The 13,806-nt window shown below is 58.0% G+C and carries 12 protein-coding genes, 1 tRNA gene and 1 pseudogene; 4 read left to right on the top strand and 10 right to left on the bottom strand.

The annotated features are described in order from the left end of the window. Positions 1-51: 51 nt before the first annotated feature. Positions 52-2,484: a glycoside hydrolase family 5 protein gene (locus B0B52_RS07250; protein ID WP_077592961.1), complete on the bottom strand. Its 2,433-nt coding sequence runs from the start codon at positions 2,482-2,484 to the stop codon at positions 52-54. 329 nt (positions 2,485-2,813) lie between these two features. On the opposite strand from B0B52_RS07250, the pseudogene B0B52_RS07240 reads away from it, so the two are divergent. Further along, a pseudogene (locus B0B52_RS07240) lies at positions 2,814-3,181 on the top strand (recombinase family protein). Positions 3,182-3,346: 165 nt separating this feature from the next. Here B0B52_RS07240 and B0B52_RS07235 read toward each other — a convergent pair. From B0B52_RS07235 to B0B52_RS07225, 3 genes are all read right to left on the bottom strand, one after another. Next, positions 3,347-4,189 carry a DUF5677 domain-containing protein gene (locus tag B0B52_RS07235; protein WP_077592958.1) on the bottom strand — a complete coding sequence of 281 codons (843 nt, stop codon included), beginning with the start codon at positions 4,187-4,189 and terminating at the stop codon, positions 3,347-3,349. A 207-nt stretch (positions 4,190-4,396) separates the two neighbouring features. After that, the gene (locus B0B52_RS07230) at positions 4,397-5,035 is read right to left on the bottom strand and encodes a hypothetical protein (RefSeq protein WP_077592957.1); all 639 of its coding nucleotides are present in this window, start codon (positions 5,033-5,035) and stop codon (positions 4,397-4,399) included. A 472-nt stretch (positions 5,036-5,507) separates the two neighbouring features. Continuing rightward, positions 5,508-5,918, bottom strand: coding sequence for a hypothetical protein (locus B0B52_RS07225; protein ID WP_077592956.1), 411 nt, complete (start codon positions 5,916-5,918; stop codon positions 5,508-5,510). 493 nt (positions 5,919-6,411) lie between these two features. Between B0B52_RS07225 and B0B52_RS07220 the strand changes: the two genes are divergently transcribed. Beyond that, positions 6,412-6,499, top strand: a tRNA-Ser gene (locus tag B0B52_RS07220). Positions 6,500-6,652: 153 nt separating this feature from the next. Next, entirely contained in the window at positions 6,653-7,129 is a 477-nt protein-coding gene (locus tag B0B52_RS07215) for a hypothetical protein (protein ID WP_077592955.1), read from the top strand. Positions 7,130-7,297: 168 nt separating this feature from the next. On the opposite strand, the gene B0B52_RS07210 is transcribed toward B0B52_RS07215, so the two are convergent. The 6 genes from B0B52_RS07210 to B0B52_RS07185 form a co-directional block, all read right to left on the bottom strand. After that, positions 7,298-8,020 carry a DnaJ domain-containing protein gene (locus B0B52_RS07210; protein WP_077592954.1) on the bottom strand — a complete coding sequence of 241 codons (723 nt, stop codon included), beginning with the start codon at positions 8,018-8,020 and terminating at the stop codon, positions 7,298-7,300. A gap of 161 nt (positions 8,021-8,181) precedes the next feature. Then, positions 8,182-9,417, bottom strand: coding sequence for a radical SAM family heme chaperone HemW (hemW, locus tag B0B52_RS07205; protein ID WP_077592953.1), 1,236 nt, complete (start codon positions 9,415-9,417; stop codon positions 8,182-8,184). A gap of 7 nt (positions 9,418-9,424) precedes the next feature. Beyond that, entirely contained in the window at positions 9,425-10,024 is a 600-nt protein-coding gene (rdgB, locus tag B0B52_RS07200) for an RdgB/HAM1 family non-canonical purine NTP pyrophosphatase (protein ID WP_077592952.1), read from the bottom strand. Between the two features lie 46 nt (positions 10,025-10,070). Further along, complete coding sequence (gene rph, locus B0B52_RS07195) at positions 10,071-10,796, bottom strand: ribonuclease PH (RefSeq protein ID WP_077592951.1); 726 nt, start codon at positions 10,794-10,796, stop codon at positions 10,071-10,073. 102 nt (positions 10,797-10,898) lie between these two features. After that, positions 10,899-11,801, bottom strand: coding sequence for a PP2C family serine/threonine-protein phosphatase (locus B0B52_RS07190; protein WP_077592950.1), 903 nt, complete (start codon positions 11,799-11,801; stop codon positions 10,899-10,901). Next, positions 11,798-12,805 carry a serine/threonine-protein kinase gene (locus B0B52_RS07185; RefSeq protein ID WP_077592949.1) on the bottom strand — a complete coding sequence of 336 codons (1,008 nt, stop codon included), beginning with the start codon at positions 12,803-12,805 and terminating at the stop codon, positions 11,798-11,800. The genes B0B52_RS07190 and B0B52_RS07185 overlap by 4 nt, the downstream gene beginning before the upstream one ends. Positions 12,806-12,871: 66 nt before the next feature. On the opposite strand from B0B52_RS07185, the gene B0B52_RS07180 reads away from it, so the two are divergent. Continuing rightward, on the top strand, positions 12,872-13,789 hold the full coding sequence (locus B0B52_RS07180) for a YicC/YloC family endoribonuclease (protein WP_077592948.1): 918 nt from the start codon (positions 12,872-12,874) through the stop codon (positions 13,787-13,789). The last annotated feature ends 17 nt before the right edge of the window (positions 13,790-13,806 follow it).

Raw genomic sequence — 13,806 nt, 5'->3', positions numbered from 1 at the left:
CCGCCCGAGCCCGGCTGATCGTGCGCCGCAGGGGACTTGTTCAGCGCTTCCCTAAGGCAAGGTGATGCCCGCCGTAGAACCCAGGTACTTCTCCAGCACGGCAAGCTCAGCCGCAGAAGGGGCTCCTTTGCCGGTAATAGCGGCGTAGATGTGCCCCTTGAATCCACCGCGCGGGTAGTAGCCGAGGTAACCCCAGCCAATCAGCAACTGGTTGTACACACTGGGAGCAAAGGTTGCAGCTGCGCTGGCAACCACGGCGGAATTGATGCGCAGCTTCTGTGCGCCCGGTGCGGAAGTGAAGGCCAGTACCGCCGGTGTGTTGGCCACCAGCTTGGTGGGGCTGACCAATTCCACTTTCTGGCCGCCCGCGTCCACCCACTTGACCCCGGGGAAACCGTTGGTGAAGTTCAATTCCGACGTGTAAGACTGCTCGGTCTGCGACGCCTGAAACAGCACCCCGGCGTTGTACAGACCGGGCACGCTGGCTGCCACCAACGCAAAGTGGGGATCCGTGATGTTGTAGGGCACCTTGTTGCGCGGATTGGGTTGAACACCCGCCTTGCTCACCGACTTTTTGCACCAGAAACCCCAGGTGTCCTGCACCGTGTGGTCAGAGTTCTTCTTGCCGTTGGTGACTCGCATGACGGGCACAGACATCGTGCCCATGCCGCCATTCGCCTTGTTGACCCAGTTGATCATTTCCATGGCATTCCCCGGGCTGGAGCCGTATCCCGAGTCCGAAATGGCGCGGACCGGCTGGCCTGCTACGGCGGGAGCACCCTGCAGGTAGTCGGTGTAGCCATCGGAGAGCTCCCATTTGCAAGCGCTGTATTTCGCCATGATGGCCCGCGCGGCGTCCGGCAGGCTGGTGGCCGCGTAGGCCACCGGGTCGCTTAGTGAAAATATCTTGCGCGGCGGCGGAACCTGCCCCGAAAGCTGACCACCGCTGGTGTAGGTCAACGTGGCCACCCGGTTGGACGCCGGCGTATAGGTAAACGTGTCCTGCCCGTTCGGCCCCGCTGGAATGAGCAGCGCCGACTTGCTCAGCGTCCCGCCGTTATTGGACGCCACCGTGAGCGCAACCGGCGCGGCCAGATTGCCGCGGACATAAACGGTGATGGTCAAGGGTGTGCCGGCAAGTGCATAACCCGGCCCATCGTCGAACAGGCTTGCCTGCACAATTCCCACAGCCGCCTTTAGCGGCCCGGCGACCGAGGGCTCCAGCGTGCGATTCTGGTGCCAGCCCGGCACATGGTTGATGGCGTAGTTGTGAATGGGCCAGTGGTTGCCGCCCATCCACGTGTAGATTTCGCAGCCTGCCTGATGGGCATAGTTGGCAGCTTGCGCAAACATCGTCTGCCACCGCACGTCATCGATGGGCATGCCAACTTCTGTCAAGGCCAGCTTGACGCCCTTGGCACTGGCCCAGTCCGTGGCTATCTTGATGCGGTCCATGCCTGTTGACGGTTTGATCGGCCCCGCGCCAAACCCGGCGCTGTAGTTTTTGGCCACCTCCGTGTCGTAATCAAAGACCGCGCCGTTGCTGAAAGCGTCCAGATACATGTGAACGTCATAGATGAGGTTGGCCCCTGTCAAAGGGAAGCCGGGGTTCTTGGTACCTATCACCATGGCCGAGCCGTATTGATTCCCGGAAACGTAAATCGGGTTGACGGTGTCAACCGCACGGATTGCATTGATCGCCGCCTGTGCAAACGCCGGCCAGATGGTCAGGTCTTCCCCGCCCTTCACCACCTCTTCATTCGAAGCAATGATCCCGCCAGGCTTGGGCATGTCATGCGGTTCGTTCATCAGGCCATAGCCGCCAAAACCCGGGTGGTTCTTCCATTTCGTCGCAGCGCGCGTCCAGAAATCAGCAAAGTGCGACTGCTTTAAAGTTGCGCCGGCGGCCAGGGCAAAAATACGTACTTGCACCTGCACCGTATCAGTGGTGTACGCGCGAAGAAGAGGATCAGCGGAAGCCTTCAGCCCGATCACCGAACCGTCTGCCTGAAACCTGAAGTCCTGGTACCGGCAGTAGTTGTGGTTGTCGATGATGCACTTCGTGCCCGCAGCCGCGTGAGCGTCCAGCACCCCCGTGATGTAAGACTCATAGCCCGCATGAAAAGCACCAGGGCTGCCAATGGCAGCCTTGGCCGCGGCATTGGCCACTGTGTCGTGCAGCATGGGTTGCAACAGTTCCCACTGCACAGGCAAGCGGTTTTTGTTGAAGCCGCAAGCGGCCAGATAGACAACGTCCGCAGCGCGCGGTACCGTGAAATGCAAATTGGGAGCCGTGCTGGTACCAATACGCAACCCCGGCTTGGCCCACTCCATGCCAGAAAGATTGGTGCCTGCAGGCGTGGTGCCAACAGCAGCCAGGGCCGACGGAGCCGCCTGCACACCTAGCGCCACGACAGCGCCCAAGCGGAGGTTGCCCAGAGTGGCAGCGGCAACTGCTGCCTGTGCAAATTCACGTCGTTGCATTGATTAATTTCTCCTGATTGCTGGGTTGTGGGGGTTGCTCGCGTGGCTTACGCCAGAGAGCCTCCCCAAAGGCGGGGAGGTATCGCAGACAGGTCCCGACACCTTCGGCGCATCAGTTGATGCGCTTCCCGCCTGGACCATGTTTTGACCTTAGCACCACGACGCGCAGTCGATGTTGCCGCCTGTAATAGCTGTAATAGAACCGGCTGCCGCTACTTGAAATTAGAGAGAGGACATTCGGCCCTGTCAAAAATGACAGGGTACCGCCTCACGTATTGGTTTCCGACACGCTCAAGGTCTACAAGATTGACCGCCTGACACGCTCCCTGATGTATCTGCTATCGATCCTGGACACAATTCAGAAGGCCGGTGCATCTTTCAAAGTCTCACCGTGCCAGTGGATACCAGCACCTCGGCCGAGCGCATGATGACGCACATGCTGGAAGCATTTGCAGAGTTCGAGCGCGGCATTATTCGGGAGTGGTCTATTGCCGAACAGACCGCAGCGATGATGCGTGGTATTCATTGTGGCAGGCCGAGATCAATTTCACCGAACGACGAACAAGAAATTGTTCGACTGTGGAAGTCCAATCAGTACACGATGGATTCTCTGGCGGCGATTTTTAATGTTCACCCGTCGAGCGTGAAGCGGTCGATTTATCGCATTCTTAAGCCTGGGCATTCGAGTTTGCGATAACGCTGCGATGAGCGCCACCTCCGTCAAAGCAGATCCCTTGCGCATTGCACGATTTAACGTAGAAGTGACCGGCGGACCATATGCACGAGAAAGTGTGCCGCGGGACGTCTGGATCAACTGCCATTTTAGGCGGCGCCACGCTCGACGCTACTGCGCTAACGGCCTTCATGCGACAGTCGCGTCATGTACTTCGCGAGCCACTGCTAATGCGTCGGGGCACGCACGCGCGACCACATCCGGGAAGATTCTTGCCATGTCCATGACAGCCGCTGACAAGTACTTCAGGATGATCTGGATCGCTAGGGTGACGTAGAAACGCTCTGCTTCATTTTCGTCGCCTCTACCTCGTTCGTTGGACTGTGCCTGGAAGGACATCGGCGTCGAATGGACATGGATTGAGAAGAGCCTGTATATCGGACGGAAGTACCTGTCAATAAATGGAAGGGATTCACCAATCTCAGCGTGCGTCAGATGCATCGCCGCACGCCCTTTCAGCAACTCCGACTGTCGCCCTTCGCTCAGCTTGTGGAAGATCGCATTCTTCTTCAACCTCTCTTTGTCCTTAGGCAAGCCAATTTCAAATTCCCTCAGAATTTCTGCATCAGGTTTCAACTCTCTGTACAGTCTGTACTTCTCGCTGTTCAGATGTAGGTGCATCAAGTCCATACGCATTTCCACCTCGCCCACCGACAGTGACGGGTCTATCAGATAGTAGAACGTGTGGTACGTCTCAACGATGTTTCGGGCGACGCACGCTATGGAAGGCCAATCCCAAAACTCGACTCGATCATGAGTTAGCGTGTTTGAAGGCAGCAACCGAACAAAGGTGTAGCTGCCAACTGTGAGACGCGTAAAGAGCTGGGTAGCGCGAATGAAGCGGTTGGCGGTCTGAATGCCCCCGACAGCCTGCGATACGCCCATCGAGGCCTGGAGCAGACGCTCCATGCTCGCCAGCTCGGAATCGTAGAGGCTCCGCGTGTAGTCGCCTTGATTGGGCGCAGCCGCCATAGCGCTGCCTAACGTAATTTAGATCGCAATATCTGCGATATAACTTTGGGGCTACGGTTCAATCTGGGCATCAAATTGTCATTAGGTCATTGTCTGCATTGAGCTTATTGAGGTAGAGCCCGATATTTATACAGGTATAAAATCCGACAAACCTCGCGGTTGATTCTAGAGGTCAAGGCCTGAGGCGACATCCTCTAAATAGAGAGGTTACCGCGGTACATAGACGATTCTCAGCCAAAGTGCTGCATTGGGACTGTCCGACCATCTTCCTTCGCTGACGTCGCGAACAACGAGCTCCGTTCCAGCAGGGAGGGTGATGCCTGTTTTGTCGTACTCGTCGATGATCCCTTTGGTAATAGGTGATACGAGCTTGCTTGATACGCCAATCTTCTTAAAATCGACGATGTGAACGTCGCGTGAAACCTTGAGCCCAATTGTGTCGCCAATTTCGACGAAGCGTCGCACCGCCCGGGTTGTGGTTCCTTGAACAGACACGTACGGTCCTTCGACAAATGTCCCCCTTGCGATGTTAGAGTAGCCCGCGAATATCCAGCCCGTATCTCCGGGCAATAAAGGAAGCTTCGCGCTCGCTGTCGGTGGATTCGACTCCGCCTTTACATGTGTAGAAACGTACACCCAAGCCGTTATACCGGCCAAGGCCACTATCCCAGCCATAAACGCGAGCGCGATGACAACGTGATAGGCATGCTGCTGTGTGAGCGTGGGGAAGATGTTCTTCGCGACTATGTCTCGACCGAGATATAAAAACACCACGATGGCCAATCCCGCGGGCGCTGCAATCTGCCCGAAGGTTTTCAGTAAATCGAAGTCAGCGGCCAAAGACATGAAGGGCTTCCAATTACGCGCCTAATGTAATTTAGACCAAAGAACCAGCGATTTAACTTGGCGCCGGCGGTTTAATCTGGACATCAATTCCTGAGCAGGTTTTGTCTGCATTGAGTTCATTGAGGCGTGACCAGATATTTATACAGATATAAAAATCCGACAAACCCGCAACTGACTCTAGGACGAAGCTCCTCAATGTGCATCCTCTAAATAGAGTAGATCGCGAGGCAACAGATTCAGTTGATTACCGCCGTGTCTACGAACCCGGCCAGGCTGGGCCCTTGGGTGCCAGTCGCTGCGCTTTGTGGCACGTCGGCTGCGGGCGCCCGGCCTACCGTTTGAAAAAACCGGCCCGGCCCGCCGGTCGCTGGATCCCCCACAAGACCCCGTCTCGGTGTGAGGGGCACTTGTGGGGGGATCTTCCATACAGCGACACCGGGCCAGCCCGCTTTTTTTGTGGCACCAGGGAAGTTCAGGCCAAGCTTCTAAAGGCAAGAAAGAGCGCAGTGGAAGCGACGGTTGATATTACTGCGACGATGGCGCTTACTCCAAGTGACAACCCAAGACTTAACTTGAATCCCAGAACATAGGACAGAAGGAATGCGACGAACACCAGGTAGCCGGCCAGGCCGGTGAACTGGGTGACGCCTGTACCTGTGGAGAAGCTCAGCAACACAAAAAATGCGATCACGACAAAGAAAAACGACAGCCCCATTGCCTTTGCTGCTTCTCCGTATGAGGACTCAACTCCTGCAACCGCTCGCGTAGTAAAGCGAATGACGGCTGTGACGATGAGCAGCATGGCGCAAGTTGCGAGCGTCACCTTCAGGGGTGCAATAAATGCAAAGAAGAGGAAGGCGCCGATAAATAGCAGGTAGTGCATGGGTCTTCTAACGTTGTCGGTGAGTAGTTGCAGGATTGGTCTCAGCGTAGCAGTTGAATCTGCAAATGCCCCTCTCAAACGGGCGAGATGTTGGTTTCTCGCAGCAATTTTTAGGGGAGAGAAAGCGTTAGTGCTACAGCCTGCGCGCTGAACCCGGCCAGGCTGCATCCTTGGGTGCCAGTCGCTGCGCTTTGTGTCACGTCGGCTGCGAGCGCCTAGCCTCCGTCTGAAAAGCCGGCTTGGCCCGGCGGTCGCTGGATCCCCCACAAATCCCCGTCCCGGTGTGAGGGGCATTTGTAGAGAATCTTTAATACAGTGACACTGGGCCAGTCCGGTTTTTTCTTGTGGCACCACCAGCCCCCCTCCGCCCCTGCTCGGGGGAACGAGGAAGCCCGAGCGAGAGGATCTTTTTTGAAGTCCTCTTGTTCATCAACTTCCCAGGAGTAATGCCACAACGCCGAGCAATCCGCGTAGCGGTTAAGATATCGGCCTTGGAAGCGTGGCAGAGTGGTCGATTGCACCGGTCTTGAAAACCGGCAAAGGGAAACCTTTCGTGAGTTCGAATCTCACCGCTTCCGCCAATACATTCGCCACCGACAGCCCATGCTCTCGGTGGCTTTTTTATGCCTGAACGCAAATTCTCAGGCTGGAAACCCTGATTCACCTGCCTCACTGAACGCAGTACGATTTGTGCGCCATCCCGAGCTGTCCCCTTTCAAAAAAGAGTTCCGGCCATGAATCACTTCTCTCACCTGCTGGTCGTTACCTGCCTAGCTGCATCTGCCGCAGCGTTTGCTGCGGGCGATGTCAGCGACTCGGGGTATGGCGGCCCTTCGGACGATCCGGTGCTTGCGTCTACGCAGGCTGCGTTTGGGCGCAAGGACTGGGCGGGCGCGCAGGCCGGTCTGCAGAAGGCACTGCTTGGCGCGCCGCAAAATGCCGACTACCACAACCTCTACGCCTATTCCATCCGCAAGGGCGCGAACCCGAACATGGCGCTGGTGTTCAAGCACTATGGCGAAGCGCTGCGGATCAACCCCAAGCATCGCGGCGCGCATGAGTATGTGGGCGAGGCCTACCTGATGGTGGGTGACCTGCCCAAGGCAAAACAGCACCTGGCTGCACTGGACAAGCTGTGCTTTCTGCCCTGCGAAGAGCACACCGACCTGAAAAAGGCTATTGCAGTCTACGAGGCCAAACGCAAACCCTGAGCGGCTCCTGGCCCGTTATTCGGGCAGAAACAGGGTCTGCAAATCGTTCAGAAAATCAAAGCCGCGCTCTGTCGGCCTGACACGGGCGCAATCACGCTATCAAGCAGCATTCGAGGAATGTGTCTGCGAAGTAGCGCATGCCAGTCGGCGATTCAAACCGAGGAAAGGCTAGCAGTTCGATCTGCCATATTGCATTTGACAAAGATCCCGAATAGCCTGTTTATCTCTGGCCACTCGTTGCCGTGACTCATTGACCTTCTGCTGCTCAGAACGTTGCGCAGCAGCTTCGGCCCGGTCCTTCTCTCTTCTTTCATTGTCCTGAAGTCGTGCTGTCAGGGCCTGCTGCTGCATGTCAGCATTGGCAGCAACTCTGACGCTATTAGTCGCCTCGGCCCTGAACTGTCGATCCTGTCTCTCGGCATCCGCCTGGGCTCGTAGCCGGGCAGCGTCCTGCGTTGCCTGCAGGGCCTGAGCCTGGGCAGCTTCTTCTGCTTCCAGCTTCTTCTGGGCCAGTTCTTGCGCAGCGAGCGCTTTACGGGTTTGGTCCCGCGAATAGCTCATATATCCGCCGATGGCAAACATCGCGACAACAACAAGTGCCAGAACAACGAACAGCGTATTTGTGCGTGAAGGCTCGGCTTCAATCACGACACGGGGCCGAGGCGCCAACGGCTTGCTGGCAGCGCTCAATTTGCGGTCATGAGCTTCGCGCATCTCAGCATTGGACAAGATTTTGTACGCGTCCCGGATAGCTCCAAGGCGCTTGGCAGCCTCAGGATCTTCGACCAGGCGCTCTTTGGAGTAATGAGCCGATGCCTTTTTGAAGGCCTCATCTATCTCCTCATCGCTGGCGTTACCAGGCACCCCCAAAATGACGTAGCAAGACTTCATCGGATTTCCCCCTTCGGCAATCTTGCAGCTTTGCTGCTCTTATTTAGATATTCGAGCATGTTAACACCTTGTTACGTTTCGATCGAGGTCTGCGGCTAAGTGATATTGGCCTGGAGAGGCTCCTGCCCACAGCTGCACCTTTCTCAACGCATTTCGGCGCTTCAACCAGCAAGAAACAGCGCCTGCAGATCGTTCAGAAAATCAAAGCCGCGCTCCGTCGGCCTGACGTGGGCAAAGTCACGCTCGATCAGGCCCTTGCGCTCGGCCTCGTCCAGGCCGGCCTGGATCGCTGTGATGGGCAGTCCGGTTTTTTCTGAAAAGTCCTGCAGCTTGAAGCCCTCGCGCAAGCGCAGGGCGTTGAGCATGAATTCAAAAGGCAGGTCGGCACGGCTGACCTCGTTGTCTTGCGCCACCGGGGTACCGGCCAGGGCTTTGTCCATGTACAGCTTCGGCTCACGAAAACGCACCTGCCGCACCACGCGGTGCGCAAAACTGAGCTTGCTGTGGGCTCCAGCGCCTATGCCCAGGTAGTCTCCAAACTTCCAGTAGTTGAGGTTGTGCTGGCAGCGGTGACCGGGTTTGGCGTAGGCCGAAATTTCGTAGCGGTCCATGCCCGCAAGGCCGGTTAGTTCGGTGATTCGGTCCAGCATGGCATAAGCGTCGTCGTCTTCCGGCAAAACCGGCGGGTACTTGGCGAAGTAGGTGTTGGGCTCCACGGTCAGGTGATAAATCGAGATGTGCGGCGGCTGAAAGGCAAGCGCCTGGCGCATGTCGTGCTCCAGGTTGTCCAGCGTCTGGCCCGGCAGCGCATACATGATGTCGAGATTGAAAGTGTCGAAAGCCTGCGCGGCTTCTTCCACCGCCGCAATGGCTTGGGCGCGGTCGTGCACGCGGCCGAGCGCCTTGAGATGCTGGTCGTCAAAACTTTGCACCCCGATCGAAAGGCGCGTAACGCCGGCGCTACGAAAGGCCTTGAAACGGTCTTTCTCAAACGTACCCGGATTCGCCTCGAGCGTGATTTCGCAATCGGGCTCCAGCCGCAAGCGCGCGCGGATGTCGCCCAGCAAACGGTCAATGGCCTGGGGTGAGAACAGGCTGGGTGTGCCGCCGCCAATAAAAATGCTGTGCACCGTCCGGCCCCAGATCAGCGGCAGCGAGGCTTCCAGGTCGGCCATCAACGCGTCAAGGTAGCGCTGCTCGGGCAGCTCGCCGTGCGCCTCATGCGAGTTGAAGTCGCAGTACGGGCATTTCTTGAGGCACCAGGGTAGGTGCACGTAAAGCGACAAGGGGGGCAAGGCGCTCAGTTGGAGCGTGCCGTCCCGCATGTAGTGCTGGACGTCCCTGATCGGAGCGCCCTGCTCCGGCGACGAGCTAACGACGGGAATCGGGAAAGTCATTTCAGACTCACAACCAGCGCTCGCGCATCAGGTCCATCATCTGCCGCGTCGCCATGCCGCGGTGGCTGTTGGCGTTTTTGACCACAACCGGCAACTGCGCAAAAGTCTTGCCAAAGGCCGGAATGAACATGACCGGATCAAAACCGAAACCATTACTGCCGGCCGGTTCACGGGCAATCTCGCCTGTCACACGACCTACGGAAATCAGGGGCTCGGGGTCGTCGGCAGAACGCACAGCCACCAGCGTACTGACCATCGCGGCACGGCGCTGGTCGACGTCGGCCATCTGTTCGAGCAGCGCCCGAACATTGTTGTCGTCGCCTTTGGCGTAGCCAAACTGCGTGGCGTAGAAAGCCGTGTCCACGCCCGGCAGGCCGCCAAAGGCATCCACACACAAACCGGCATCGTCGGCCAGCGCCGGCAAACCACTCAGCCTTGACGCATGACGCGCCTTGGCCAGGGCGTTTTCGACAAAGGTGCGGAAGGGCTCTTCGGCTTCAGGAATGCCCAGCGCGGCCTGATTCACCAGCACCACATCCAAGGGAGCCAGCATGGCCTGCAGCTCGGCCAGTTTGCCGGGATTATTCGACGCCAGAACGATTTTCATGAGCAAAAAGTGCCTCTAGCCCAATGAATACGGGCGCAAGTAGCTATTAATTCAGGAGCGAATGCTGCTGCAGGGCGACCAGTTCGCTGATGCCTTTTTCGGCCAGTAGCAGCAAGGCGTCCATTTCCTTGCGGGAAAATGCAGCGCCTTCAGCCGTTCCCTGCACTTCGACATAGTGGCCCGCTCCGGTCATCACGACATTCATGTCGGTGTCGCAGCTCACATCTTCGATGTATTCGAGGTCCAGCAAAGGCGTGCCCTGGACAATGCCAACCGAAATAGCGGCCACGTGACCGGTGATCGGGGTCTCTTTGAGCTTTCCTTCAGCGAGCAGCTTGTTCACAGCGTCCTGCGCCGCAACGAAAGCGCCAGTGATGCTGGCCGTGCGCGTGCCGCCGTCAGCCTGAATCACATCGCAGTCAAGGTGAATGGTGCGTTCCCCCAGTTTTTTCAGGTCAAACACCGCACGCATTGACCGGCCAATCAGCCGCTGGATTTCTTGCGTGCGCCCGCTCTGCTTGCCGCGTGCCGCCTCGCGGTCGCTGCGGGTGTGGGTGGCACGCGGCAGCATGCCGTATTCGGCCGTGACCCAGCCCTCGCCGCTGCCTTTTTTATGGCCGGGGACTTTTTCTTCCACGGAGGCGGTACACAGTACCTTCGTTGCGCCGAACTCGATCAGTACAGAGCCTTCGGCGTACGCGGTATAGGCGCGGGTGATGCGCACCGGACGCAATTGATCGGCCGCGCGGGCGCTGGTTCTGGAGAAACTCATGGTTGGGGCTTTCTGGCGATGGCACGCCGGAGGATGCGAGAAATAACGGAAAGTGGAAGTGTCAGGAGTCAGGCACGCCTGCAGCCAGGGCTTGCCCGGAACTCAGGCCTTTTTTGCAGCGGAACGGCGAATCGCCTCGTTGATCTCGGCAATGGAGCGCTCAATCGCCGCGTCGTCAAGGTCTTCGATGCCGGAGTCAAGCACGCCGGCCTGGATGGTTGATGCAAAACCACCGTCCATGATGCTGTCGGTAGAAATGCCGCGCGTTGACTCGAAAGCATCGGGCGTTTCCCACTCCATGGCCAACACGGTGACGTTGTCGCTGTGCTCACCGCCGTTGCGCAACGCATGCTCGACCATGTCAGGCACGGCGTCGGACACGCCGCTACCGGACATGTGCCGAACAATTTCGGCGTCGGTCAGGGAGCCCCACAAGCCGTCGGAGCAAAGCATCAATTTGTCGCCCTGTTGCAAAACCACCGGGCCGGTGATGTCAAACACCGGCTTGGAAGGGGAGCCCAGGCAGGTGAACAGGATGTTGCGGTTCAGGCGCTCCAGCTTGATGATGCCGGCGTTTTGCTGCTCCAGGTAGGAGTGATCGCGTGTGCGGGTCAGCAGTTCGCCGTCGCGCACTACATAGAGGCGCGAGTCGCCGCAGTGAACCCAGGTCGCACCCGTGCCTTGCAATATGGCAGCTACCAGCGTGGTGCGTGGTGTGTCGAGCATGCCTTTTTCACTGGCATAACGGATGATCTGGTGGTGTGCCGCCATCAGGGAGGACGAGAGGAATTCGGTCGTGTCCCGCACCAGAGGACGCGCTTCCTTTTGATAAAGCGCCGAAATAGTCTGCAATGCCAGCTGGGCCGCCACCTCGCCTTCGGGGTGGCCACCCATGCCGTCGGCCAACACAAACAGGCCTGATTCACGGGTGTAGGAATACCCCATGCGGTCTTCGTTTTTTTCGCGGCCCCCCTTGCGGCTGACCTGGAAGACTGAGAATTTCATTTGAATTTTGTCGCGAAGCCGGTGGCCTTGCGCGCGGTTTTCTTGGTGTCTGACACCATGTTGTCAAACTGCAGCCGCATTTTTTCGCCGACGGTCAGTTTGGTATACCGCCGCTCACCCTCGCGGCTGAGTTCTTTCTGCAAGGCAAAGACCGACTGCGGCCGCGACAGCGGATCGAGCGACATGCACCATTCAACCACTTCAATGAGGTTGTCCGAATACACGCCGCGTAAGCGGGAGAGTGCAAGCGACAGACGGTCTTTTTCAAGGCGCTGCGGCGCATCATTGGGCGGATAACCCTGCATGGTCGCGTAAATGCAGGCACCGATTGCATAGATGTCGGTCCACGGGCCCATCGACGAATCCCGGCGGTACATTTCCGGCGCGGCAAACCCGGGGGTGTACATGGGGCGGATGAAGTTGCCCTCTTTGCTCAGCACCTCGCGAGCGGCGCCAAAGTCGATCATCACGGCCTTGTTGTCGTCGGTCACAAAAATGTTGGCGGGCTTGATGTCCAGGTGCAGCATTTTGTGCTGGTGCACGATGCGCAAACCGCGCAGGATTTCGTCAAACAGCGAACGGATGGTCGACTCGCGGAACACTTTCTGCTTTTTGAGCTCCCGTGCGGTGATGATGAAGTCCTGCAGGGTGCCGCCCTCCAGGTAGTTCATCACCATGTAGACGGTTTCGTTTTCGCGGAAGAAGTTCAGCACACTCACCACGGACGCGTGCGAGATCTGGGCCAGCGAACGGCCCTCCTCGAAGAAACTCTTCAGGCCAAGACGGTAAAGGGAGAGCTTTTCGGGCTGCACCTGGGGCAGCAATTCACCCGGTGGGCGGCTGGCCAGAGAGGACGGCAGGTATTCCTTGATGGCAACCTGCTGGCCCTCGTTGTCAACAGCCAAGTAAACTACCCCAAACCCGCCAGCCGACAGCTTGCGCACCACGCGATAGCCGCCAATGACGGTATCGGGTGGAAGCGGTGCGGGCTTGACCTTTGACATAATTTGGGATTAAGCAAGGTGACGGGATCACCAAGTCCTGTTTCTCTACGAAAAGCGTATAACTAAATGTCAGTTTACAGCATGACTGGCTATGCAGCCGTTCAATCCACACCTGTGCGAAATACTCAGGAAACGGATACCGGCACGGACGCCAACGCCCGACTGGGGGTGGAAATACGCTCGGTCAACAGCCGTTTTCTGGATCTGACCTTCCGGCTGCCCGATGAACTGCGCCAGACAGAGCCAGCACTCCGGGAGTTGCTGACGGGCAAGCTCAAGCGCGGCAAGATTGAAATGCGCGTTTCGCTGGAAAGCAACATTGGCAGCAACCTGCGCGCACCGGCCACGTCCACGCTGCAGCGGCTGGGGTCCATGGAAGACACCGTCAGGTCCTGGCTTCCAGGGGCAACCGCGCTCAGCGTGGCCGACATTCTGCGCATGGCGGCAGGAGAAGACAAAACGGTGCACGACTACAGCGATGAGCTCTTGAAGCTTGCAAAAAAGGCCCTGAAAGAGCTGATGGCCGCGCGGGAACGCGAAGGCGAAAGACTGGCGCAAATGCTGCTCGACCGTACGGCCCAACTGCGCACGTTGGCAGCCTCGGCCGTGCCGATGGTGCCCAAGCTGGTTGAGCAGCAAAAAGTCCGCTTCATGGAGCGCTGGAAGGAAGCCATGGCGTTGGGAGGGGGCAGTACCCTGCCCGAAGCGGCGCAAGACCGGGCGCTGACGGAAGCCACCTCTTTTGCGATACGTATTGATGTAGCCGAAGAAATCACGCGGCTTTCCTCGCATCTGGACGAGATCGACCGCTTGCTGGCTGGCGGCGGTGAATTGGGCAAACGGCTGGATTTCCTGATCCAGGAACTGCACCGCGAGGCCAACACACTGGGATCCAAATCGGGTTCGCTGGAACTTACCCATGTCTCGGTGGACATGAAAGTGCTGATCGAGCAAATCCGCGAACAGGTTCAGAACATCGAGTAGACCCTGTCGGCCCACGA

This window comes from Polaromonas sp. A23 (assembly GCF_002001015.1).
GTDB lineage: Bacteria > Pseudomonadota > Gammaproteobacteria > Burkholderiales > Burkholderiaceae_C > Polaromonas.
The sequence above is the reverse complement of the archived record's forward strand: the minus strand, read 5'-3'. Positions and strand labels throughout refer to the sequence as shown.

Coding starts and splice junctions, on each gene's coding strand:
- rdgB (WP_077592952.1), bottom strand. CDS start 10,024: ATGAAAATCGTTCTGGCGTCGAATAATCCCGGCAAACTGGCCGAGCTG.
- B0B52_RS07225 (WP_077592956.1), bottom strand. CDS start 5,918: ATGCACTACCTGCTATTTATCGGCGCCTTCCTCTTCTTTGCATTTATT.
- B0B52_RS07185 (WP_077592949.1), bottom strand. CDS start 12,805: ATGTCAAAGGTCAAGCCCGCACCGCTTCCACCCGATACCGTCATTGGC.
- B0B52_RS07235 (WP_077592958.1), bottom strand. CDS start 4,189: ATGGCGGCTGCGCCCAATCAAGGCGACTACACGCGGAGCCTCTACGAT.
- B0B52_RS07215 (WP_077592955.1), top strand. CDS start 6,653: ATGAATCACTTCTCTCACCTGCTGGTCGTTACCTGCCTAGCTGCATCT.
- rph (WP_077592951.1), bottom strand. CDS start 10,796: ATGAGTTTCTCCAGAACCAGCGCCCGCGCGGCCGATCAATTGCGTCCG.
- B0B52_RS07190 (WP_077592950.1), bottom strand. CDS start 11,801: ATGAAATTCTCAGTCTTCCAGGTCAGCCGCAAGGGGGGCCGCGAAAAA.
- B0B52_RS07230 (WP_077592957.1), bottom strand. CDS start 5,035: ATGTCTTTGGCCGCTGACTTCGATTTACTGAAAACCTTCGGGCAGATT.
- B0B52_RS07250 (WP_077592961.1), bottom strand. CDS start 2,484: ATGCAACGACGTGAATTTGCACAGGCAGCAGTTGCCGCTGCCACTCTG.
- B0B52_RS07210 (WP_077592954.1), bottom strand. CDS start 8,020: ATGAAGTCTTGCTACGTCATTTTGGGGGTGCCTGGTAACGCCAGCGAT.
- B0B52_RS07180 (WP_077592948.1), top strand. CDS start 12,872: ATGTCAGTTTACAGCATGACTGGCTATGCAGCCGTTCAATCCACACCT.
- hemW (WP_077592953.1), bottom strand. CDS start 9,417: ATGACTTTCCCGATTCCCGTCGTTAGCTCGTCGCCGGAGCAGGGCGCT.